This window comes from Kitasatospora terrestris (assembly GCF_039542905.1).
Taxonomy (GTDB): domain Bacteria; phylum Actinomycetota; class Actinomycetes; order Streptomycetales; family Streptomycetaceae; genus Kitasatospora; species Kitasatospora terrestris.
Genome location: NZ_BAABIS010000001.1, coordinates 3,300,049 through 3,321,185, shown reverse-complemented (window position 1 = coordinate 3,321,185; position 21,137 = coordinate 3,300,049). Strand labels below are relative to the sequence as shown.

The window sequence follows — 21,137 nt, the reverse complement described above, 5'->3', positions numbered from 1 at the left end:
CGCGGGGCCGCCTTATTCCGGTGGTTGCCGTGCCGCTCGACGCGAGTGTGCACCCGATTACGGGTAATCATTCACGGAGAGTTTGATCCTGGCTCAGGACGAACGCTGGCGGCGTGCTTAACACATGCAAGTCGAACGGTGAAGCCCTTCGGGGTGGATCAGTGGCGAACGGGTGAGTAACACGTGGGAAATCTGCCCTGCACTCCGGGACAAGCCTTGGAAACGAGGTCTAATACCGGATATGACCTTCCTCTGCATGGGGGTTGGTGGAAAGCTCCGGCGGTGCAGGATGATCCCGCGGCCTATCAGCTTGTTGGTGGGGTAATGGCCTACCAAGGCGACGACGGGTAGCCGGCCTGAGAGGGCGACCGGCCACACTGGGACTGAGACACGGCCCAGACTCCTACGGGAGGCAGCAGTGGGGAATATTGCACAATGGGCGAAAGCCTGATGCAGCGACGCCGCGTGAGGGATGACGGCCTTCGGGTTGTAAACCTCTTTCAGCAGGGAAGAAGCGCAAGTGACGGTACCTGCAGAAGAAGCACCGGCTAACTACGTGCCAGCAGCCGCGGTAATACGTAGGGTGCGAGCGTTGTCCGGAATTATTGGGCGTAAAGAGCTCGTAGGCGGCCTGTCGCGTCGGATGTGAAAGCCCGGGGCTTAACCCCGGGTCTGCATTCGATACGGGCAGGCTAGAGTGTGGTAGGGGAGATCGGAATTCCTGGTGTAGCGGTGAAATGCGCAGATATCAGGAGGAACACCGGTGGCGAAGGCGGATCTCTGGGCCATTACTGACGCTGAGGAGCGAAAGCGTGGGGAGCGAACAGGATTAGATACCCTGGTAGTCCACGCCGTAAACGTTGGGAACTAGGTGTTGGCGACATTCCACGTCGTCGGTGCCGCAGCTAACGCATTAAGTTCCCCGCCTGGGGAGTACGGCCGCAAGGCTAAAACTCAAAGGAATTGACGGGGGCCCGCACAAGCAGCGGAGCATGTGGCTTAATTCGACGCAACGCGAAGAACCTTACCAAGGCTTGACATACGCCGGAAACGTCCAGAGATGGGCGCCCCCTTGTGGTCGGTGTACAGGTGGTGCATGGTTGTCGTCAGCTCGTGTCGTGAGATGTTGGGTTAAGTCCCGCAACGAGCGCAACCCTTGTTCTGTGTTGCCAGCATGCCTTTCGGGGTGATGGGGACTCACAGGAGACTGCCGGGGTCAACTCGGAGGAAGGTGGGGACGACGTCAAATCATCATGCCCCTTATGTCTTGGGCTGCACACGTGCTACAATGGTCGGTACAAAGGGCTGCGATGCCGCGAGGCGGAGCGAATCCCAAAAAGCCGGCCTCAGTTCGGATTGGGGTCTGCAACTCGACCCCATGAAGTTGGAGTTGCTAGTAATCGCAGATCAGCATGCTGCGGTGAATACGTTCCCGGGCCTTGTACACACCGCCCGTCACGTCACGAAAGTCGGTAACACCCGAAGCCGGTGGCCTAACCCTTGGGAGGGAGCCGTCGAAGGTGGGACCAGCGATTGGGACGAAGTCGTAACAAGGTAGCCGTACCGGAAGGTGCGGCTGGATCACCTCCTTTCTAAGGAGCACATGGCCGGTTGCGAGCGAATGTCTCGCACGGTTGCTCATGGGTGGAACGTTGACTATTCGGCACACACGGTGATGACCGTCAGTACTGCTCTTCGGGGCGTGGAACGCGGATCGGGGTCGGGTGTGTCGGGCACGTTGTTGGGTCCTGAGGGAACGGAAACGTTGTCTCAGTGCCGGTCTCACTTGAGGGTGCTTCAGGGCATTCGAGGGTGGGTGTCTGGTCGTTGTTTGAGAACTGCACAGTGGACGCGAGCATCTGTGGCCAAGTTTTTAAGGGCGCACGGTGGATGCCTTGGCACCAGGAACCGATGAAGGACGTGGGAGGCCGCGATAGGCCCCGGGGAGCTGTCAACCGAGCTTTGATCCGGGGGTGTCCGAATGGGGAAACCCGGCAGTCGTCATGGGCTGTCACCCATACCTGAACACATAGGGTATGTGGAGGGAACGCGGGGAAGTGAAACATCTCAGTACCCGCAGGAAGAGAAAACAACCGTGATTCCGGGAGTAGTGGCGAGCGAAACCGGATGAGGCTAAACCGTCATGGTGTGAGACCCGGCAGGGGTTGCCGTGACGGGGTCGTGGGTTTTTTCTTGATCGGTCTGCCGGCCGGTCGGCGAGTCAGAAACCGTATGGATAGTCGAAGGACATGCGAAAGGTCCGGCGTAGAGGGTAAGACCCCCGTAGGCGAAATCTGTACGGCTCGCTTGAAGAACACCCAAGTAGCACGGGGCCCGAGAAATCCCGTGTGAATCTGGCGGGACCACCCGCTAAGCCTAAATATTCCCTGGTGACCGATAGCGGATAGTACCGTGAGGGAATGGTGAAAAGTACCGCGGGAGCGGAGTGAAATAGTACCTGAAACCGTGTGCCTACAAGCCGTGGGGGCAGCCTTCGGGCTGTGACTGCGTGCCTTTTGAAGAATGAGCCTGCGAGTTTGCGGTGTGTAGCGAGGTTAACCCGTGTGGGGTAGCCGTAGCGAAAGCGAGTCCGAACAGGGCGATTGAGTTGCATGCCCAAGACCCGAAGCGGAGTGATCTAGCCATGGGCAGGTTGAAGCGCGGGTAAGACCGCGTGGAGGACCGAACCCACCAGGGTTGAAAACCTGGGGGATGACCTGTGGTTAGGGGTGAAAGGCCAATCAAACTCCGTGATAGCTGGTTCTCCCCGAAATGCATTTAGGTGCAGCGTCGCGTGTTTCTTGCCGGAGGTAGAGCACTGGATAGGCGATGGGCCTCACCGGGTTACTGACCTTAGCCAAACTCCGAATGCCGGTAAGTGAGAGCGCGGCAGTGAGACTGTGGGGGATAAGCTCCATGGTCGAGAGGGAAACAGCCCAGAACACCGACTAAGGTCCCTAAGCGTGTGCTAAGTGGGAAAGGATGTGGAGTCGCAGAGACAACCAGGAGGTTGGCTTAGAAGCAGCCACCCTTGAAAGAGTGCGTAATAGCTCACTGGTCAAGTGATTCCGCGCCGACAATGTAGCGGGGCTCAAGTACACCACCGAAGTCGTGTCATTGCAGCAAGAGGGCCAACGCCTGCTGTGATGGGTAGGGGAGCGTCGTGTGCCGGGTGAAGCAGCGGAGGAATCCAGTTGTGGACGGTTCACGAGTGAGAATGCAGGCATGAGTAGCGATACAAGAGTGGGAAACTCTTGCGCCGATTGACCAAGGGTTCCTGGGTCAAGCTGATCTGCCCAGGGTAAGTCGGGACCTAAGGCGAGGCCGACAGGCGTAGTCGATGGACAACGGGTTGATATTCCCGTACCCGCTTTGAAGCGCCAACGTCGAACCAGGTGATGCTAAGGCCGTGAAGCCGGCCCGGAGTCTTCGGACGATGGGACGTGGTGGAGCCGCCGGTCCAAGTCTGTAGTAGGTGAGCGATGGGGTGACGCAGGAAGGTAGTCCAGCCCGGGCGGTGGTAGTCCCGGGGTAAGGGTGTAGGGCGTTGTGTAGGCAAATCCGCACAACATGAGCCTGAGACCTGATGCCGAGCCGATTGTGGTGAAGTGGATGATCCTATGCTGTCGAGAAAAGCCTCTAGCGAGTTTCATGGCGGCCCGTACCCCAAACCGACTCAGGTGGTCAGGTAGAGAATACCGAGGCGTTCGGGTGAACTGTGGTTAAGGAACTCGGCAAAATGCCCCCGTAACTTCGGGAGAAGGGGGGCCACGGCTGGTGAGGGGACGTGCTCCCTGAGCTGGTGGTGGCCGCAGAGACCAGCGAGAAGCGACTGTTTACTAAAAACACAGGTCCGTGCGAAGCCGTAAGGCGCTGTATACGGACTGACGCCTGCCCGGTGCTGGAACGTTAAGGGGACCGGTTAGTCCGATTTCGGTCGGGCGAAGCTGAGAACTTAAGCGCCAGTAAACGGCGGTGGTAACTATAACCATCCTAAGGTAGCGAAATTCCTTGTCGGGTAAGTTCCGACCTGCACGAATGGCGTAACGACTTCTCGACTGTCTCAACCACAGGCCCGGTGAAATTGCATTACGAGTAAAGATGCTCGTTTCGCGCAGCAGGACGGAAAGACCCCGGGACCTTTACTATAGCTTGATATTGGTGTTCGGTTCGGCTTGTGTAGGATAGGTGGGAGACTGTGAATCCGTGACGCCAGTCATGGTGGAGTCGTCGTTGAAATACCACTCTGGTCGTGCTGGATGTCTAACCTGGGTCCGTGATCCGGATCAGGGACAGTGTCTGGTGGGTAGTTTAACTGGGGCGGTTGCCTCCTAAAGGGTAACGGAGGCGCCCAAAGGTTCCCTCAGCCTGGTTGGCAATCAGGTGTTGAGTGTAAGTGCACAAGGGAGCTTGACTGTGAGACCGACGGGTCGAGCAGGTACGAAAGTAGGGACTAGTGATCCGGCGGTGGCTTGTGGAAGCGCCGTCGCTCAACGGATAAAAGGTACCCCGGGGATAACAGGCTGATCTTCCCCAAGAGTCCATATCGACGGGATGGTTTGGCACCTCGATGTCGGCTCGTCGCATCCTGGGGCTGGAGTAGGTCCCAAGGGTTGGGCTGTTCGCCCATTAAAGCGGTACGCGAGCTGGGTTTAGAACGTCGTGAGACAGTTCGGTCCCTATCCGCTGTGCGCGTAGGAGTGTTGAGAAGGGCTGTCCCTAGTACGAGAGGACCGGGACGGACGAACCTCTGGTGTGCCAGTTGTCCTGCCAAGGGCATGGCTGGTTGGCTACGTTCGGGAGGGATAACCGCTGAAAGCATCTAAGCGGGAAGCCTGCTTCGAGATGAGCACTCCCACCTCCTCGAGAGGGTAAGGCTCCCAGTAGACGACTGGGTTGATAGGCCGGATATGGAAGCCCTGCAAGGGGTGGAGTTGACCGGTACTAATAGGCCGAGGGCTTGTCCTCAGTTGCTCGCGTCCACTGTGTTGGTTCTGAAACCACGACCCGCTCCGGCGGAGAGTTTCACCGTGTTTCGGTGGTCATAGCGTGAGGGAAACGCCCGGTTACATTCCGAACCCGGAAGCTAAGCCTCACAGCGCCGATGGTACTGCAGGGGGGACCCTGTGGGAGAGTAGGACGCCGCCGAACAATCATTCAGAGAAAGCCCCTCCCGGGTCCCGGGAGGGGCTTTCTCGCGTTTGCGGTCAGGCGGATTCGACAGGGAGGCCGGCCTCCACCCAGTCCTGGATGCCCTCGCGGTACTTGCGGACGTTCGTGTAGCCGAGGGCGGTGAGGCGGTCGGCGACCTGGCCGCTGTTGGGGCAGGCGGGGTTGGAGCAGTAGGTGACGATCGCGGCGGTGCGGTCGGGGAGCAGGGCCGGCGCGTGGCTGTCGACCTCGTCGGGGCGGACGGCGAGGGCGCCGGGCAGGTGCTGCTGGGCGTAGTAGTCGCCGCCGAGGGTGTCGACGACGGTGACGGTGCCGGCGCTGATGGCGGTGCGGAGCTCGTCGCGGGTGATGAGTGCGGCCATGGTGATGGTGCCTTCCGTGGAATCGGACTACAGTCCTGTTATGAACGACAATAACGGACCGCAGTCCGCTTTTCTAGTCCCGCTGGAGGACCTCGTCTCGCCGCCGCCGAAGGAGCGGGCGGACGCCGCCCGCAACCGGGCGGCGGTATTGGAGGCGGCGGCCCGGTTGTTCTCCGAGCACGGCGTGGACGCGGTGTCGCTCGACCAGGTCGCAGCGGCGGCGGGGGTGGGCAAGGGGACGGTCTTCCGCCGGTTCGGGGACAAGTCGGGGCTGGCGGTGGCGCTCCTCGACAGCCGGGAGCGGGAGTTGCAGGCCGGCGTGCTGTCGGGGCCGCCGCCGCTGGGGCCGGGGGCTCCGGCGGAGGAGCGGTTGGTGGCGTTCGTCGGGGCGTACTTCGACTACCTGGTGGAGCACCTGCCGCTGGTGCGGATGTCCGAGACGGCCTCGGCGGGGGCGCGGTACCGGATCGGGGCGTACCGGTTCTGGCACCGGCACCTGGCGATCCTGCTGGCCGGGGTGCCGGATCCGGAGCACACGGCGCACGCGCTGCTGGCGGCGGTCGGGGCCGAGCACGTCGCGGCGCTGCTGCCCGAGTTGGGGGAGCGGCGGATGCGGGCCGATCTGATCAGGCTCGCGCGGACGATCGCGGCGATGGGCGCCGGGGGAGGGGCCGGGGAAGGCGCCTAGAGCCGGCCGGCGGCCTTGAGGGCGAGGTAGGTGTCGGCCAGGACCGGGGCGATGGTGGTGGGCGGGGCGTCGAGGACGGTCACGCCGGCGCGGGTGAGGCGGGCGGCGGTGCGGCGGCGGTCGGCGCGGGTCTGCTCGGCGGCGGCGGCGCCGTAGACGTCCTGGACGGTGCCGCGGGCGGCGGCGAGTTCGTCGAGGCGGGGGTCGGCGACCGAGGCGAGGACGACCTCGTGGCGTTTGGTGAGCAGGGGGAGCTGGGGGAGCAGCCCCTGCTCGACGGGCCGGGTGTCGAGGCCGGTGAGCAGGACGATCAGGGAGCGGTGCGGGGCGGTGCGCAGGGCGGCCGCGGTGAGGGCCCGCATGTCGGTCTCGACGAGGGCGGGTTCCAGGGTGGCCATGGCCTCGGTGAGCGCGGGGAGGACGTCGGCGGGGGAGCGGCCGACGACGGTGGCGCGCTTGTGGAGGTCGTGGGCGAGCAGGTCGACGCGGTCGCCGGCCTTGGTGGCGAGGGCGGCGAGGAGGAGCGCTGAGTCGAGGGCGGCGTCCAGGCGGGGGGCGTCGCCGACGCGGCCGGCGGAGGTGCGGCCGGTGTCGAGGACGATCAGGACGTGCCGGTCGCGCTCGGGCCGCCAGGTGCGGACGGCGACGGTGTTGCGCCGGGCGCTGGCGCGCCAGTCGATGGAGCGCACGTCGTCGCCGGGCAGGTACTCGCGGAGGGAGTCGAACTCGGTGCCCTGGCCGCGGGTCAGGACGCTGGTGCGGCCGTCGAGTTCGCGCAGCCGGGCGAGTCGGGAGGGCAGGTGCTTGCGGCTGGTGAACGGGGGAAGGGCGCGGAGCGTCCACGGGACGGTCCGGGAGCCCTGACGGGCCGCCAGGCCGAGCGGGCCGAGCGAGCGGACGGTGACCTTGACGGCGTGGTGGTCGCCGCGCCGGGTGGGGGCGAGCGGGGTGGTGAGCCGGCGGCGTTCGCCCGGCGGGATGCTGACGGTGTGCCGGGAGGCGGCGTACGAGCTGCCGGGGCGCCAGGCGGAGGGGGCCCAGGCGTCGCGGACCTGGCCGCGCAGGGGGCGCCGGCCCGGGTTGGTGACGGTGAGTTCGACGGTGGCGTCCTCGCCGAGGCGGACGGTGGTGTCACCGCCGCGGGCCAGCCCGAGCGCGCGGACCGGGGCCGCGAGGGCCAGGTCGGCGAGGACGCCGAGCAGGACGGGGAGGGTGACGGCGAGGATGCCGGTCCAGGACGGGGCGACCAGGCCGACGACGAGGGCGCCGAGGGCGGCGAGGAGGGCCGTGCGGCCGGTCAGGGCCATGGGGTTAGGTGCTCCTAGGTCGGGCGCGTGCGCCGCCGCGGGTGGGGTGGCCGGTGAGGTGGAGGGGGGGAGCCCCTCGGGCTCAGCGCGGGGCGGGGGTCTGGGCGAGGACGGCCTGGATGACGGAGTCCGGGGTGACGCCCTCCATCTCGGCCTCGGCGCGCAGCTGGATGCGGTGGCGCAGGGTGGGCAGGGCGAGGGCCTTGACGTCGTCGGGGGTGACGTAGTCGCGGCCGGCGAGCCAGGCCCAGGCGCGGGCGGTGCCGAGCAGGGCGGTGGCGCCGCGCGGGGAGACGCCCATGGCGAGGGACGGGGACTGCCGGGTCGCGCGGCAGAGGTCGACGATGTAGGCGAGGATCTCGGGCGCGACGGTGAGCTCGGCGATCTGGGCGCGGGCCTCGGCGAGGTGGGCGGGGCCGGCCACGGGGCGGACGCCGGCGGCGGCGAGGTCGCGGGGGTCGAAGCCGGCGGCGTGCCGGGCGAGGACCTGGTACTCCTGGTCGCGGTTGGGCAGCGGGAGGATCAGCTTGAGCAGGAAGCGGTCGAGCTGGGCCTCGGGGAGCGGGTAGGTGCCCTCGTACTCGAGCGGGTTCTGGGTGGCGGCGACCAGGAAGGGCTCGGGGAGCGGGCGGGGCTCGCCGTCGACGGTGACCTGGCGCTCCTCCATGGCTTCGAGCAGGGAGGCCTGGGTCTTGGGCGGGGTGCGGTTGATCTCGTCGGCGAGCAGCAGGTTGGTGAAGACCGGGCCGGGCTGGAAGGAGAACTCGGCGGTGCGGGCGTCGTAGACGAGCGAGCCGGTGACGTCGCCGGGCATCAGGTCGGGGGTGAACTGGATGCGCTTGGTCCCCAGGCTGAGCGCGGTGGAGAGGGTGCGGATCAGCAGCGTCTTGGCGACGCCGGGGACGCCTTCGAGCAGGACGTGGCCGCCGCAGAGCAGGGCGACGACGAGGCCGGTGACGGCGGCGTCCTGGCCGACGACGGCCTTGGCGATCTCGGCGCGCAGCGCGGTGAGGGCGGTACGGGCGTCGCCCGGGGTGCTGGACGCGGGGGCGGCCGGAGTGGTCGCGGCCTGGGCCGGGAGGGCCGCGGCGGAGCCCTCGGGGGTCTTGTCGAGGGTGAGCGGGGCGGTCTGCTCGGTCACGGCTGTCGTACCTGCCTTTCCAAGGCGTCGAGCTGGTCGGTGAGCCGCAGCAGGGCGGCGTCGTCGGTGGGCGCCGGTCCGTACAGCAGGTGCTGGACGTCGGCGGCTGGCCGGCCGAGGCGGGCGGCGGTGGCGGCGCTGAGCGCGGTGGCGTCGGGTTCTCCGGCGGTCAGCGGGATGCCGAGGGCGCCGGCCAGCCGGTGGCGGGCGGCGCCGCGGAGGGCGTCGGCGGCCCGGCCGCGGGCGCGGGCGCGCTGGTAGAGGCGGGCGCGGCCCTCGGTGGTCTCGGCGGCGCGGACAACCACGGGGAGGGGCTCGGTGACCACGGGGCCGAGGCGGCGGGCGCGCCAGGCGGCGGCGAGCAGGGCGGCGAGGGCGAGCTGGAGGCCGGCCCAGTACCAGCCGCCGGGGACGTAGTCGAGCAGGGTGCGGCGGTGCGCCTCGGGGTTGGTGTAGTCCGGGAGGTACCAGACCAGCTGGGGGCGGGAGCCGAGCAGTCCGAGGGCGAGGGCGGCGTTGCCGTCCTCGTCGATGCGGTCGTTGGTGAGCAGGTTCCCGGTGCCGAGGGCGACGGTCTCGCGGTTGCCGGCGGCGCGGTGGTGGACCAGGGTCTCGCGGCCGTGCCGGGGGTAGCAGGCGGTGTCGCCGGGGGCGGCGCGGTAGGTGAGGCCGCCGAGCGTGGCGGTGCCGGCGTTGGCGGCTTCGGGGAGGGCGCAGCGGGCGGGGGTGGTGAGGACGGCGACCGGGTCGTCGGTGCCCTCGTCGGTGCCGGTGGTGGTGCCGGGCAGGAGGGCGTCGAGGGCGGGCTGCTCGGGGGCGATCAGGACGAGGCGGCCGTCGCCGCGCGGGGCGCGGGCGAGGCGGGCCAGCTGGTCGGGGGAGAGCAGGTCGGCGCGGGGCAGGACGACGGTGGTGCCGCCGGTGCGCAGGGCGGTGGCGAGGTCCTGCTCGGTGGCGGCGGTGCGGACGCCGATGCCGCGCTGTTCGAGCAGGTGGACGACGGCGAGGGTGCCGTGCGGGTCGCCGGAGCGCGGGTCGAGGGCGGGGTAGTCGGAGGTCTGGTCGGTGATGCCGGCGACGACGGCGCCGACCAGGGCGAGGGCGCCCGCGCTCAGGACGTAGTGGCGGGAGCGGCGCCAGAGGGTGCGCGGGGTGTGCGAGGGGGTCTCGGGGGCCCTGGCGGTCTCGGTGGGCTCGGTGGTCTCGGTGGTTCCGGCGGCGGTGGTCATGCGGGGCCTCCGCCGACGGGGGTGAGGGTGGGGCGGGCGGCCTGCAGGGCGCGGTCGAGGTCGGCCAGGGCGCGGTAGGCGTTCTGGTCGGCGGTGCGCTCGCCGAAGGCGATGTCGTCGAAGACGCGGGCGGCGTCGGTGAGGGCGGCGGCGTGCTCCGGCAGGGTGCGGCCGGCCTCGCCGGCGGCTTCGTCGGCGGTGCGGCCGGGCCGGGGGTCGAGCAGGGCGCGTTCCTCCAGGCCGCGGACGAGGGCGCGCATCTGTTCGCGGACGGCGTCGGCCCACTCGCCGGCGGCGGCGTGGTCGGCGGCGGCGGCGCGGTGCTGGGCGGCGCTGCGGGGGCCCTCGGAGGCGAACAGGGTGTCCTGGCCGCGGGCGCGGCGGGCGGGGGCGCCGAGGCGCCACCAGAGGACGGCGACCAGGACGAGGAGCAGCAGGATGCCGACCACGGCGGCGGTGGCGCCGGTGTCGAACGGCGTGCCGACGCTGTCGAGGACCTCGTCGACGCGGTCGCCGATCCAGTCCATCAGGCGGTCGATCACTCCCGGGTCGTTGTGGTGGTACGCCGGGTTGAGGAGCTCCCGTTCGGCGGCTTCGCGGGCCGGATCGCGCGGCACGGTGACGGGGGCGCCGCCGCCGAGCGGCGCCCCTTCCCCCCAGTACGGCATGCGGTCAGGCCCCCGGCGGGGTGGTCTGGCCGGGCACGGTGGCGTGCGGTGCGCCGTGGCCGGGCAGGCCGGCGGCGCGGGCGAGCTCGATGTCCAGGGCCTCGCGGCGGATCCGCTGGTCGACGTAGAGCAGGACGGTGCAGGCGGCGGCGGCCGGGATGGTGATGCACTTGACGACGGTGCCGCCGACGGCCAGCAGGGCGATGCCGATGCCCGCGGCGGTGTCGGACTCGGCGGCGAACGGGTCGCCGAAGCCGGCGCCGAAGGCGTACGCGAGGGCGGCGAAGGGCAGGACGGCGATCGCGGCGATCAGGAAGAGCAGCAGCTGGAGCAGGACGTTGATGCCGAAGATCCGCCACCAGGCGCCGTGGACCAGCCGCCAGGAGCGCTTGAGGGCGGTGATCACGTCCTGCTTCTCCAGCATCAGGGCGGGCGCGGCGAAGCCGATGGAGACGACGACCCAGATGATGACGGCGAGGATCGGCAGCATCAGCAAGGGCAGGGCCGGTCCGAACAGGTCGGTGCTCCCGGCGCCGAGGAGCAGGGCGAACAGGCCGCCCATGATCAGCGCCTGCAGGCCGGTGAGGCCGAGCAGCTGGCCGAGCCGGGGCCGGGTGGAGCGCCAGGCGTCCTTGAGGTCGGTGGGCTGTCCGAGGACGGCGCGGCTGACCACGATGGTGAGCAGGCCGCCGGCGATCACGCCGACCAGCAGGTCGAGCGGGAGCACGGCGTACGACGCGAACGCGTAGGTGGTCGCGGAGCCGGAGCGGTAGCCCCACCACTCGGCGAGCGCCTGGACGACCTCGGTGATCGCGGCGAGCACGATCGACAGGCCGAAGCAGGTGCGCCAGTGGATCCGGGCGGTGCTGAACGCGCCGTCGAGGATCTCGCCGACGCCGAGCGGGCGCAGCGGGACGACACCGGGCTTGGGGCTGGGCGGAGCGCCCCAGCCGTACGGGCCGCCGAACTGCGGGCCGTAGGGGCCGCCGGGCTGGGGGCCGGGTGCCGCCGGGCCGGTGCCCCAGGAGCCGTAGCCGCCGCCGTACGGGCCGGGTGCGGCGGGCGGCGGGGTGGTGCCCTGCGGGGCCGGGGTGGCCGCGGGCGCGGCGGGCGCCGACGCGTCGGGCTCGGCGGACGGACCGGGCGGGGTCCAGCCCGGGGTGTCGGTCATCACGGCTCCTTGTCGGTGGTGCCGCCCATCGTGCCATGGCGTGACCGGGCACCCCAGGGGTGTCCGGGGGCTTCCGGGCCCGGTCGGCGGCGGGGCGCTGAGCTGCGGGCCCGGCCGACCGTACGGCTGCGACCTTTTGAGCCGTTATGGCTGGTTCGGAACGGGGCCGAGGGGGCAGAATGGCACGGCTGTGCGGCAGGTCACAATCCGGTAATGAGAAGATGGAGTCATGAAGGGACGCGTCCTCGTCGTTGATGACGACACAGCACTGGCCGAGATGCTCGGCATTGTGCTGCGTGGTGAAGGATTTGAGCCGTTTTTCGTCGCGGATGGGGACAAGGCGCTAGCCGCGTTCCGGGAGGTGAAGCCCGACCTGGTGCTGTTGGACCTGATGCTGCCCGGCCGGGACGGCATCGACGTCTGCCGGCAGATCCGGGCGGAGTCGGGCATTCCGATCGTGATGCTGACCGCGAAGACCGACACGGTCGACATCGTGGTGGGCCTGGAGTCCGGTGCGGACGACTACGTCACGAAGCCGTTCAAGCCGAAGGAGCTGGTGGCCCGGGTGCGGGCCCGGCTGCGGCGGGCGGAGGAGCCGACGCCGGAGCAGCTGACCATCGGCGATCTGGTGATCGACGTGGCCGGCCACTCGGTGAAGCGGGACGGGCGGGGCATCCCGCTGACCCCGCTGGAGTTCGACCTGCTGGTGGCGCTGGCCCGCAAGCCGTGGCAGGTGTTCACCCGCGAGGTGCTGCTGGAGCAGGTGTGGGGCTACCGGCACGCCGCCGACACCCGCCTGGTCAACGTGCACGTCCAGCGCCTGCGTTCCAAGATCGAGAAGGACCCGGAGCGTCCCGAGATCGTGGTGACGGTCCGCGGCGTGGGCTACAAGGCGGGTCCGAGCTGACGTGACGCGGCCGTACGAGACCGACGACTCCCCGTCGGGTGGCGAGGAGCTGCCCGACGGGGAGGCTGCTGCTGTGCGCGGGGACGTGCTGAGCTCCACCGTCCGGGGCCACCGGCCCCGCCGGGGGCCGGCCGCGCTGCTCGCGATGGTGGCGCGTCTGTTCCGACGGCCGGTCAACCGGCTGCTGGCGCTCTACCGGCGGTCGATCCAGCTCCGGGTGGTGGCGACCACCCTGCTGCTGTCCTTCGTGGTGGTGCTGGTGCTGGGCGTGGTGGTGGTCGCGCAGGTCCGTACGGGCCTGCTGGACACCAAGAAGCACGCCGCCCAGGACCAGGCGATCGGCGGCTTCAAGATCGAGCAGGACAAGATCAACGAGGCGATCAACCTCCAGGCGAAGGCCGGCGCGACCGCCGACCCGTCCCGGGACCAGATAGGCGCCTGGCTGACCAAGCAGGTCTCCGACCTGGCCAGCGGCGGCGCCGGGGTGTACTCGGTGATCGCGCTGTCCAACGGCCAGGAGGCAAGTGCGCCCAGCGCCGGGCTGCGCGGCGCGCGCTACTCGGGGTCGATCCTGCCCAGCAGCATCACCCCGGAGCTGCGCGCCCAGGTCGCCGCCGAACCGGCCGTCCCGCACGAGCAGACCGCGGTGATCCACCGCACGTCCGCCGACGGCACGCCGGTCGAGGACGAGAAGGGCCTGGTGATCGGCAAGCAGTTCACCGGACCCGACCGCAACACCTACCAGCTGTACTACGTCTTCTCGTTCAAGCAGGAGACCAACACGCTCAGCCTGGTGGTCGGCACCCTGGCCACCGCCGGGATCTTCCTGGTGATGCTGCTCGGCGGCATCGCCTGGCTGGTGGTGCGGCAGGTGGTCACCCCGGTCCGGATGGCCGCCGGGATCTCCGAGCGGCTGGCCGCCGGGCACTTCGACGAGCGGATGAAGGTCACCGGCACCGACGACATCGCCCGCCTCGGCGAGTCCTTCAACCGGATGGCCAACGGCCTGCAGGCGCAGATCCACCAGCTCGAGGAGCTCTCCCGGGTGCAGCGCCGGTTCGTCTCGGACGTCTCGCACGAGCTGCGCACCCCGCTGACCACGGTCCGGATGGCCGCCGACCTGATCTACGACAGCCGCGAGGACCTGGACCCGATGGCGGCCCGCTCCGCCGAGCTGCTCCAGGACCAGCTGGACCGCTTCGAGTCGCTGCTCGCCGACCTGCTGGAGATCAGCCGCTTCGACGCGGGCGCCGCGATCCTGGACGCCGAGCCGGTCGACCTGCGCGACATCGTGACCCGGGTGGTGGAGGCCGCCGACCCGCTGGCGCAGGCCAAGGGCAGCGCGGTGATCATCCGCGGCGCGGAGAACCCGGTGGTGGCCGAGGTGGACGCCCGACGGATCGAGCGGATCCTGCGCAACCTGGTGGTCAACGCGCTGGAGCACGGCGAGGGCCGGGACGTCGTGGTGCGGCTCGGCTCCGCCGAGGGCGCGGTCGCGGTCGGCGTCCGCGACTACGGCATCGGACTCAAGCCGGGCGAGGCCTCCCGGGTGTTCCACCGCTTCTGGCGGGCCGACCCGTCCCGGGTGCGGACCACCGGCGGCACCGGTCTCGGCCTGTCGATCGCCGTCGAGGACGCCCACCTGCACGGCGGCTGGCTGCAGGCCTGGGGCGAGCCCGGAGGCGGGTCGCACTTCCGGCTCACCCTCCCGCGCACCCGCGGCGGGGAGATCAGCCGGGCGCCGTTCCGGCTGGAGCCGGAGGACTCCCGGCACAACCGCGGCATGGCCTCGGCCGGCACGCCGTACCGGCGCGCGGTGCGCGGCGGCGGTGCGACCGCGCTGACCGCGGCGGGCGAGTCCACCACCGTCCCGGAGACCCCGGACACCGAGCGCCCCGGCTTCGGCAGCGGCCTCGGCGGCGTCCTGGCGATCGGCCCGGAACTGGGACGCCGGCCGGCCGCCCCGGTCGCCGACCCCTCGGACGTCCGCGCGGCGTCGGCGGGGTACGGTGCCACCGGCGCACACGTGGTGGTCGACACGACCGCCGGCCGGGCGCCGACCCGGCAGGCCGCACCCGCCGAGGAGCGGGAACCGAGCGACCAGGAGGGGGCGGAGGATGGCGCGGAGCACGGCAAGGACTCGCCGCAGGACCGGCGGCGGGACCGCTAGCCGCCTCGGCGGACTGGCCGCGGTCGGCCTGCTCGCCACCGGCTGCGTCACCATGCCCTCCGGTGGCCCGCCCGAGCGGGTCGAGCCGCAGGGCGCCGCCGCCGACGACCTCCAGGTGCACGTCTACCCGGTGGCCCCGCACACCGGGGAGCTGCCGCAGGACCTGCTGGCCGGCTTCCTCGACTCCTCCAACGCCGACCAGGCGAACTACGACACCGCCCGCCAGTACCTGACCGCGGACGCCAGCCGCGGCTGGCGGCCCGAGGCCCGGGTGGTGGTGCTGGACAAGCCGCAGTACGGCGGTGACGCCGTCCCCGAGCAGGGCGACACCACGGCCGAGGTGTCGGTCAGCGGCAGCCGGGTGGCCGAGCTCGACGCCAAGCACACCTACCAGCCCGCCCGCGGCGAGGCCTTCCAGCAGACCTTCGGCTTCGTGAAGGAGACCGAGGGGCCCAACAAGGGCGAGTGGCGGATCAACCGCCTGCCGGACGGGCTGATCCTCGACCGCACCAACTTCGACAACGGCTACAAGGCCGTCCACCGCTACTTCTTCGCCGTCGCCGACCCGTCGGCGGACCGGCCGGTCCAGGTCCTGGTACCGGACCCGATCTACCTGCGGCGCCGAATAGACCCGCTGACCGCCGCCGCGCAGGCGACCGCCGCCGGCCCGTCCGACTGGCTGGCCCCGGCCGTCTACTCGGCGCTGGGCGGCGTGCAGGTCAGGAGCGTGACGGTCGGCGACAACAAGGTCGCCACGGTGAAGGTCGACGGCGCCGACCTGACGGGCCGTCCGCAGAGCTGCCAGCAGATGGCCGAGCAGCTCTTCCAGGCCGTCGCCGACCAGCAGGGCAAGGGCCAGCTGGAACGCCTGGAGGTCACCGGCGCCGCCGGCGGCTGCTCGGTCGGCTCCGGCCAGGTCACCCAGGTCGCGCCCGGCGCGCTGGCCGGCGGCCAGGCCGGCAGCCAGGCGTACTACCAGCTGGAGACCGGTCAGCTGATGCGGTACCAGGACGGCGGCCAGGGCAGCCCGGTGCCCGGTGTGCTCGGCCAGCCCGCCGCCGCCGGACAGGGCCGGTACCAGTCGGTCGCGGTCAGCCGCGACGGCGGCGCCGCCGCGGTGGTCGGCGCCGGGGGGAAGTCGCTCTACCTGACCGGGCTCGGCGAGGCCGACAAGCTCGGTGACTCCGTGGTCTCCAGCGGCGCCCCCAGGGCCGACAGCGGCCTCGCCTCGCCGAGCTGGGACGGACGGCGCGACCTGTGGATCGTCGACCGCGACCCGGCCGCGCCCCGGGTGCTGATGGTGCGCGGCCGCAGCCACTCCACCGTGCAGGTGGAGGGGCTGGGCGGCCGCACCGTCCAGGCGCTGCGGATCTCCTCGGACGGGACGAGGGTCGCGCTGGTGCTGAAGTCCGCCACCGGGGCGCAGAGCCTGGAGCTCGGCCTGGTGGTGCACGGCGGGACGCCCGGCTCGCCGCAGGCGCGGATCGTCGGGCTGCGGCCGATCGCCCCGCAGCTCGCCGAGGTCGCCTCGGTGGCCTGGGCCGACAGCGACCAGCTGCTGGTGCTCGGCAAGGAGGTCGACAAGCTGCAGCAGCTGCACTACCTGGGGACGGACGGGTCGGCGAGCACCGACTCGCCGCAGCAGGGCGGCGAGTCGATGACCTCGGCCTCGGCGACCGAGGTCCGCAACAGCACCGATCCGGTGCAGGCGCTGCCGGCCGTGCTGACCGTCTCCGACCAGGGGATCTACCGGTTGAAGGACAACCAGTGGAGCGAGGTCCCGGTGAAGTCCCGGGCGGTCTCCTTCAGCTACCCGAGCTGAGCGCCTGACACGTCGGCGCCCCCGGCGGGCCGGTGCCGGAGCGCCGCACGGTCGCCGCGACGGTGGCCGCGGCGCGCGGCGGGCAGCCGGCGGCGCGCAGCGCCCGGGCCGCCTCGGCGAGGCTGGCGCCGGTGGTGACCAGGTCGTCGACCAGGATCAGCCGGTGGCCGGCCAGGCGTGCGGCGAGGCGGGCGGGGACGGCGAGCGCGCCGCGCAGGTTGAGCCGGCGCTGGGCGGCGTCCAGCCCGGCCTGGTCGGCGACCGGGCGGGTCTGCCGCAGGACGGGCGCGACGCGGGTGGCGATGCCGGCGAGGTGCAGCTCGCGGGCGGCGGCGCCGGCCAGGCGCAGCATCGGGTCGTGCCCGCGGGCCCGGGTGGCCCGCCGGGTGGACGGCACCGGGACGAGCAGCAGCGGGGCGGCGCCGGCCCCGGCGGCCGAGCGGACGGCGGCGGCCAGGGCGGTGCCGAGCGGCCCGGCCAGCCGCAGCGCGCCGCGCTCCTTGTGGGCGATCAGCAGTTGGCGCAGCGGGTCGGCGTAGGCGGCGGCGGAGTGCAGGGGCGGCAGGTCGGGTGGGGGCGGGTGCGGCCCGGCGGGACCGGCGGCGAGGCGGGCCAGGGCGGTGCGGCAGCCGCCGCAGAGCTGGCCGCGGCCGCCCCCGCACCCCAGGCACCGGGTGGGCAGCAGCAGGTCGAGCAGGGACGTCGTCAGGGCCGTGGTCAGGGATGTCGTCACCGGCGTCGTCACAACCGCTCCCGGGGGCTCGCCAGGCGGGGACTTGGGCCATACGGTGGGCGGTACAAGGCGTGTTGTCCAGCCGTTTACCGGTGTTTCACCCGCAGGAGGGTAAACAGAGCGGAACAGCTGTACAGCCGGTCCTCCGTCGCTACGTTGTTCGACTGGGGAGGCGAGATCCCCCGATGAGGTGTTCGATGACGCTACAGGGGGTTTCAAGCGCTCCTGGTGGGGAGGAAGTGAGGTGAGGACCAGTCGCGATCGTCGCCCCCGGCGGAGCTGAGGCGGCGACTGGACCGGCTGGTCCGGCTGGGTCTCATGCCGATCCGGTACGCACTCCGGTTCGGCGTCAGCACAAGGGATCGGAGTTCTGCGTGGACATCGTCGTCAAGGGCCGCAAGACCGAGGTGACCCAGAGGTTCCGCGAGCACGTGGCCGAAAAGCTGGAGAAGGTCCAGAAGTTCGACACCAAGGCGATCAGCCTGGACGTCGAGGTGTCCAAGGAGCACAACCCGCGGCAGGCCGACCGTTCCGACCGGGTGGAGATCACCCTGCACAGCCGCGGTCCCGTGATCCGCGCCGAGGCCGCCGCCACCGACCCGTGGGCGGCACTCGACCTCGCCTCCGCCAAGCTGGAGGCGCAGCTGCGCAAGTCCGCCGACCGCCGCCGGGTCCACAAGGGCGGCGCCAACGGCCGCACGCCGGTGAGCGTCGCCGCGGCGACCGCCGCGCTGGCCGCGCTCCCGGAGACCGCACCGGCCGAGAGCGGGTACAACGGTTCCGCCCGCAAGACGATGCAGGGTTCCGTGGAGGTCGAGGGCGACGGCCCGCTGGTCGTCCGCGAGAAGACCCACGCCGCCGCGCCGATGTCGCTCGACCAGGCGCTGTACCAGATGGAGCTGGTCGGCCACGACTTCTACCTGTTCCAGGAGAAGGACAGCGGCCTGCCGAGCGTGGTGTACCGGCGTCACGGCTACCACTACGGCGTGATCCACCTGAAGGAGGACATGGCGGCGGCCGTCGACGCGGCCGGTGCCGGCGGTGCGATCAACGGGCCGGACGAGGACTGACCCCCGGCGGGGCAGCCACGGCGGACAATCCAGAGGTGAACGATCCGGTGACCCCGGCGGCCGTGCCGCCCGGGGTCACCCAGCTGAGGTGGTTCGACGGCGGAGGGTGATCACGGCGCTCGCGCCGTGGAATGATTGACCCCGTCATCGACCGGCAGCCGGGGGAGGAGCGGATGGGGGAGCTTTCGCGCGAGGGTCTGGGGCCCGACTCGGAGGAGTCCGGGTACGGGCCGCGCCGCGCCGAACCGATCCGCGTCCTGGTGGTGGACGACCACGCCCTGTTCCGCCGCGGCCTGGAGATCGTCCTCGCCGAGGAGGAGGACATCAAGGTCATCGGCGAGGCCGGGGACGGCGCCGAGGCGGTGCTCAAGGCCGCCGACCTGCTGCCCGACATCATCCTGATGGACGTCCGGATGCCCCGGCGCAGCGGGATCGAGGCCTGCACCGCGATCAAGGACGTGGTGCCCAGCGCCAAGATCATCATGCTGACGATCAGCGACGAGGAGGCCGACCTCTACGAGGCGATCAAGGCGGGGGCCACCGGCTACCTGCTGAAGGAGATCTCCACGGACGAGGTGGCCACCGCGATCCGCGCGGTCGCCGACGGGCAGTCGCAGATCAGCCCCTCGATGGCGGCCAAGCTGCTCACCGAGTTCAAGTCGATGATCCAGCGCCGCTCCGACGACCGGGACCTGGTGCCCGCGCCCCGGCTCACCGACCGGGAGCTGGAGGTGCTCAAGCTGGTGGCCACCGGGATGAACAACCGGGAGATCGCCAAGGAGCTCTTCATCAGCGAGAACACGGTGAAGAACCACGTCCGCAACATCCTGGAGAAGCTGCAACTGCACTCCAGGATGGAGGCGGTGGTCTACGCGATGCGGGAGAAGATCCTCGAAATAGGCTGACCGGCTCAGGCCAGCAGCTTCGCCAGGGCGGGGCGCACCGACTCGTCGTCCAGCGCCTCGACGCGGACGCTGTCGCAGCCCACCCAGGCGGCGGCCTCGCGCAGCGCCTCGGCCAGCGCCTCGACGTGCTTCGGTGCGTGCAGCGAGATCTGACGGGCCACCAGGGTGCGGCCCTCGCGCGCCGGGTCGACCCGGCCGACCAGCTGCCCGCCGGCCAGCAGCGGCATAGCGAAGTAGCCGTGCACCCGCTTGTGCTTGGGGGTGTACGCCTCCAGCCGGTGCGTCATGCCGAAGATCCGCTCGGTGCGGGCGCGGTCCCAGACCAGTGAGTCGAACGGGGAGAGCAGGGTCGTCCGGTGCCGCCCGCGGGGCTCGGACTCCAGCGCCGCCGGGTCGGCCCAGGCGGGGGCCGACCAGCCCTCGACGGTGACCGGCAGCAGGCCCGAGCCGGGCAGCGCCGCGTCCAGCTGGGCGCCCTTCAGCCGGTGGTAGTCCATCAGGTCGGCCCGGGTGGCCACCCCGAGCGCCGCCCCGGCCTGCGCCACCAGCCGCTCCAGGCACTCGGCGTCGGAGAGCTCCTGCCCGAACAGCTCGGCGGGGACGGTCTGCTCCGCCAGCGCGTACACCCGCTTCCAGCCGCGCCGCTCGGCGCAGACCACGTCGCCGAAGGCCAGCGCCCGCTCGACGGCGATCTTGGTGTCCGACCAGTCCCACCACTCCGCGGTCTTCTTGGCGCCGCCGAGCTCGGTGGAGGTCAGCGGGCCCTCGGCGCCGAGCCGGGCGATCACCTCGCGGTACGCCTCCGGGGAGACCTGGTGGCCCCAGAGGTTGCCCTTGGCGCGGTAGGCGCGGCGGCGGAAGGCGAACAGCGGCCACTCCTCGACCGGCAGGATGCACGCCGCGTGCGACCAGTACTCGAAGGTGGTGCCGTGCCACCAGTACGCCTGCTCCACGGTCCTGCGGCCGACCGCGCCGAGCCGGGCGTACGGCACCAGCTCGTGCGAGCGGGCCAGCACCGAGATGGTGTCCAACTGGACGGCGCCCAGGTGCCGCAGCACCTGCCGGACGCCGCCCCGGCGGTCGGGGGCGCCGAGCAGGCCCTGGGCGCGCAGGGCGATCCGACGGGCCTGGTCGGCGGAGAGCGGGAGCACGGGCGACGGGACGGTCATGCGGGCAGGGTAGAGGCACCCACTGACAACGCCGCGTTCAGCGCGGGTCGTCGGCCAGGAGGGCGGCGATCCAGGCGTCCCGGAAGGTGCCGCGCTGCTCGGCGTACGAGCGCAGGGTGCCCTCGAAGCGGAAGCCCAGCCGGTCGGCCAGCGCCCGCGAGGGCTCGTTGCCCGTGTACGCCACCCACTCCAGCCGGCGCAGGCCCAGCTCGGCGAAGGACCAGTCGACCACGGCCCGGGACGCCTCGTACGCGTAGCCGAGCCGGCGCAGGCCCGGGGCCACCCAGTAGCCGATCTCGCCGGTGCCCGGCCGGTCGGCCTTGAGCGCGACGCCCTGCGCGCCGACCAGGGCCCCGTCCTCGGCGGTGCGCACCACCCAGGTGCAGTTGGTGCCGCCCGCCCAGCCCGCCGCGCCGATCCGCTCGACGAAGTACTCGGCGTCGGTGCGGCGGTAGGGCGTCGGGACCACCGTCCAGCGCTGGATCTCGGGGTCCTGGCAGGCGGCGGTGATCTCGTCGACGTCGGACGGCAGCGGCGGGCGCAGGACCAGGCGGTCGGTTCGCAGCGTGGGTGCTTCCATGCCGGGAGTCTTCCGGAGCGGGTCGGTGGAAGCCGAACGGTTT

General features: G+C 70.7%; 15 protein-coding genes and 3 rRNA genes. 9 read left to right on the top strand and 9 right to left on the bottom strand.

Annotated features, from left to right (window positions below; genetic code table 11):
- Positions 1-70 precede the first annotated feature (70 nt).
- The 3 genes from ABEB06_RS15120 to rrf all read left to right on the top strand — a co-directional run bounded on the left by ABEB06_RS15120 (position 71) and on the right by rrf (position 5,151).
- A 16S ribosomal RNA gene (locus ABEB06_RS15120) occupies positions 71-1,592 on the top strand.
- Between the two features lie 271 nt (positions 1,593-1,863).
- Positions 1,864-4,968: ribosomal RNA gene (locus tag ABEB06_RS15115) — 23S ribosomal RNA — on the top strand.
- Positions 4,969-5,034: 66 nt separating this feature from the next.
- Positions 5,035-5,151: ribosomal RNA gene (gene rrf / locus ABEB06_RS15110) — 5S ribosomal RNA — on the top strand.
- The 16S, 23S and 5S rRNA genes sit together here, the layout of an rRNA operon.
- Before the next feature lie 56 nt (positions 5,152-5,207).
- Here the strand turns inward: rrf and ABEB06_RS15105 are convergent.
- Entirely contained in the window at positions 5,208-5,534 is a 327-nt protein-coding gene (locus ABEB06_RS15105) for a rhodanese-like domain-containing protein (RefSeq protein ID WP_345697381.1), read from the bottom strand.
- A gap of 40 nt (positions 5,535-5,574) precedes the next feature.
- Between ABEB06_RS15105 and ABEB06_RS15100 the strand changes: the two genes are divergently transcribed.
- Positions 5,575-6,222 (top strand): TetR/AcrR family transcriptional regulator, encoded by a 648-nt coding sequence (locus tag ABEB06_RS15100; protein WP_345697380.1) that lies wholly within the window; start codon positions 5,575-5,577, stop codon positions 6,220-6,222.
- Here the strand turns inward: ABEB06_RS15100 and ABEB06_RS15095 are convergent.
- The 5 genes from ABEB06_RS15095 to ABEB06_RS15075 all read right to left on the bottom strand — a co-directional run bounded on the left by ABEB06_RS15095 (position 6,219) and on the right by ABEB06_RS15075 (position 11,738).
- Positions 6,219-7,529 carry a DUF58 domain-containing protein gene (locus tag ABEB06_RS15095; protein WP_345697379.1) on the bottom strand — a complete coding sequence of 437 codons (1,311 nt, stop codon included), beginning with the start codon at positions 7,527-7,529 and terminating at the stop codon, positions 6,219-6,221. The genes ABEB06_RS15100 and ABEB06_RS15095 overlap by 4 nt on opposite strands.
- Before the next feature lie 82 nt (positions 7,530-7,611).
- Positions 7,612-8,532, bottom strand: coding sequence for an AAA family ATPase (locus tag ABEB06_RS15090; RefSeq protein WP_345701856.1), 921 nt, complete (start codon positions 8,530-8,532; stop codon positions 7,612-7,614).
- Positions 8,533-8,666: 134 nt separating this feature from the next.
- Positions 8,667-9,899: a DUF4350 domain-containing protein gene (locus ABEB06_RS15085; protein ID WP_345697378.1), complete on the bottom strand. Its 1,233-nt coding sequence runs from the start codon at positions 9,897-9,899 to the stop codon at positions 8,667-8,669.
- Complete coding sequence (locus tag ABEB06_RS15080; RefSeq protein WP_345697377.1) at positions 9,896-10,567, bottom strand: DUF4129 domain-containing protein; 672 nt, start codon at positions 10,565-10,567, stop codon at positions 9,896-9,898. The genes ABEB06_RS15085 and ABEB06_RS15080 overlap by 4 nt, the downstream gene beginning before the upstream one ends.
- Positions 10,568-10,571: 4 nt before the next feature.
- Entirely contained in the window at positions 10,572-11,738 is a 1,167-nt protein-coding gene (locus ABEB06_RS15075; protein WP_345697376.1) for a DUF7847 domain-containing protein, read from the bottom strand.
- A 229-nt stretch (positions 11,739-11,967) separates the two neighbouring features.
- Here ABEB06_RS15075 and mtrA point away from each other — a divergent pair, with 229 nt between their 5' ends.
- The 3 genes from mtrA (at position 11,968) to ABEB06_RS15060 (ending at position 16,637) form a co-directional block, all read left to right on the top strand.
- Positions 11,968-12,645, top strand: a complete 678-nt coding sequence (gene mtrA / locus ABEB06_RS15070) for an MtrAB system response regulator MtrA (RefSeq protein WP_345697375.1) — start codon at positions 11,968-11,970, stop codon at positions 12,643-12,645.
- 145 nt (positions 12,646-12,790) lie between these two features.
- On the top strand, positions 12,791-14,815 hold the full coding sequence (gene mtrB / locus ABEB06_RS15065) for an MtrAB system histidine kinase MtrB (RefSeq protein WP_345701855.1): 2,025 nt from the start codon (positions 12,791-12,793) through the stop codon (positions 14,813-14,815).
- Positions 14,763-16,637: an LpqB family beta-propeller domain-containing protein gene (locus ABEB06_RS15060; protein ID WP_345697374.1), complete on the top strand. Its 1,875-nt coding sequence runs from the start codon at positions 14,763-14,765 to the stop codon at positions 16,635-16,637. Before mtrB ends, ABEB06_RS15060 begins: the two co-directional genes overlap by 53 nt.
- Here ABEB06_RS15060 and ABEB06_RS15055 read toward each other — a convergent pair.
- Positions 16,621-17,370 carry a ComF family protein gene (locus tag ABEB06_RS15055; protein WP_345697373.1) on the bottom strand — a complete coding sequence of 250 codons (750 nt, stop codon included), beginning with the start codon at positions 17,368-17,370 and terminating at the stop codon, positions 16,621-16,623. The genes ABEB06_RS15060 and ABEB06_RS15055 overlap by 17 nt on opposite strands.
- A gap of 374 nt (positions 17,371-17,744) precedes the next feature.
- Between ABEB06_RS15055 and hpf the strand changes: the two genes are divergently transcribed.
- Together hpf and ABEB06_RS15045 are read left to right on the top strand one after the other, a co-directional pair.
- A complete protein-coding gene (hpf, locus tag ABEB06_RS15050; RefSeq protein WP_345697372.1) occupies positions 17,745-18,440 on the top strand; it encodes a ribosome hibernation-promoting factor, HPF/YfiA family in 696 nt (231 codons plus the stop codon).
- A 173-nt stretch (positions 18,441-18,613) separates the two neighbouring features.
- Positions 18,614-19,345: a response regulator gene (locus tag ABEB06_RS15045; RefSeq protein WP_345697371.1), complete on the top strand. Its 732-nt coding sequence runs from the start codon at positions 18,614-18,616 to the stop codon at positions 19,343-19,345.
- Positions 19,346-19,350: 5 nt separating this feature from the next.
- On the opposite strand, the gene ABEB06_RS15040 is transcribed toward ABEB06_RS15045, so the two are convergent.
- On the bottom strand, positions 19,351-20,514 hold the full coding sequence (locus ABEB06_RS15040; protein WP_345697370.1) for a winged helix-turn-helix domain-containing protein: 1,164 nt from the start codon (positions 20,512-20,514) through the stop codon (positions 19,351-19,353).
- Positions 20,515-20,551: 37 nt separating this feature from the next.
- Positions 20,552-21,094, bottom strand: coding sequence for a GNAT family N-acetyltransferase (locus ABEB06_RS15035; protein WP_345697369.1), 543 nt, complete (start codon positions 21,092-21,094; stop codon positions 20,552-20,554).
- Between the last annotated feature and the right edge of the window lie 43 nt (positions 21,095-21,137).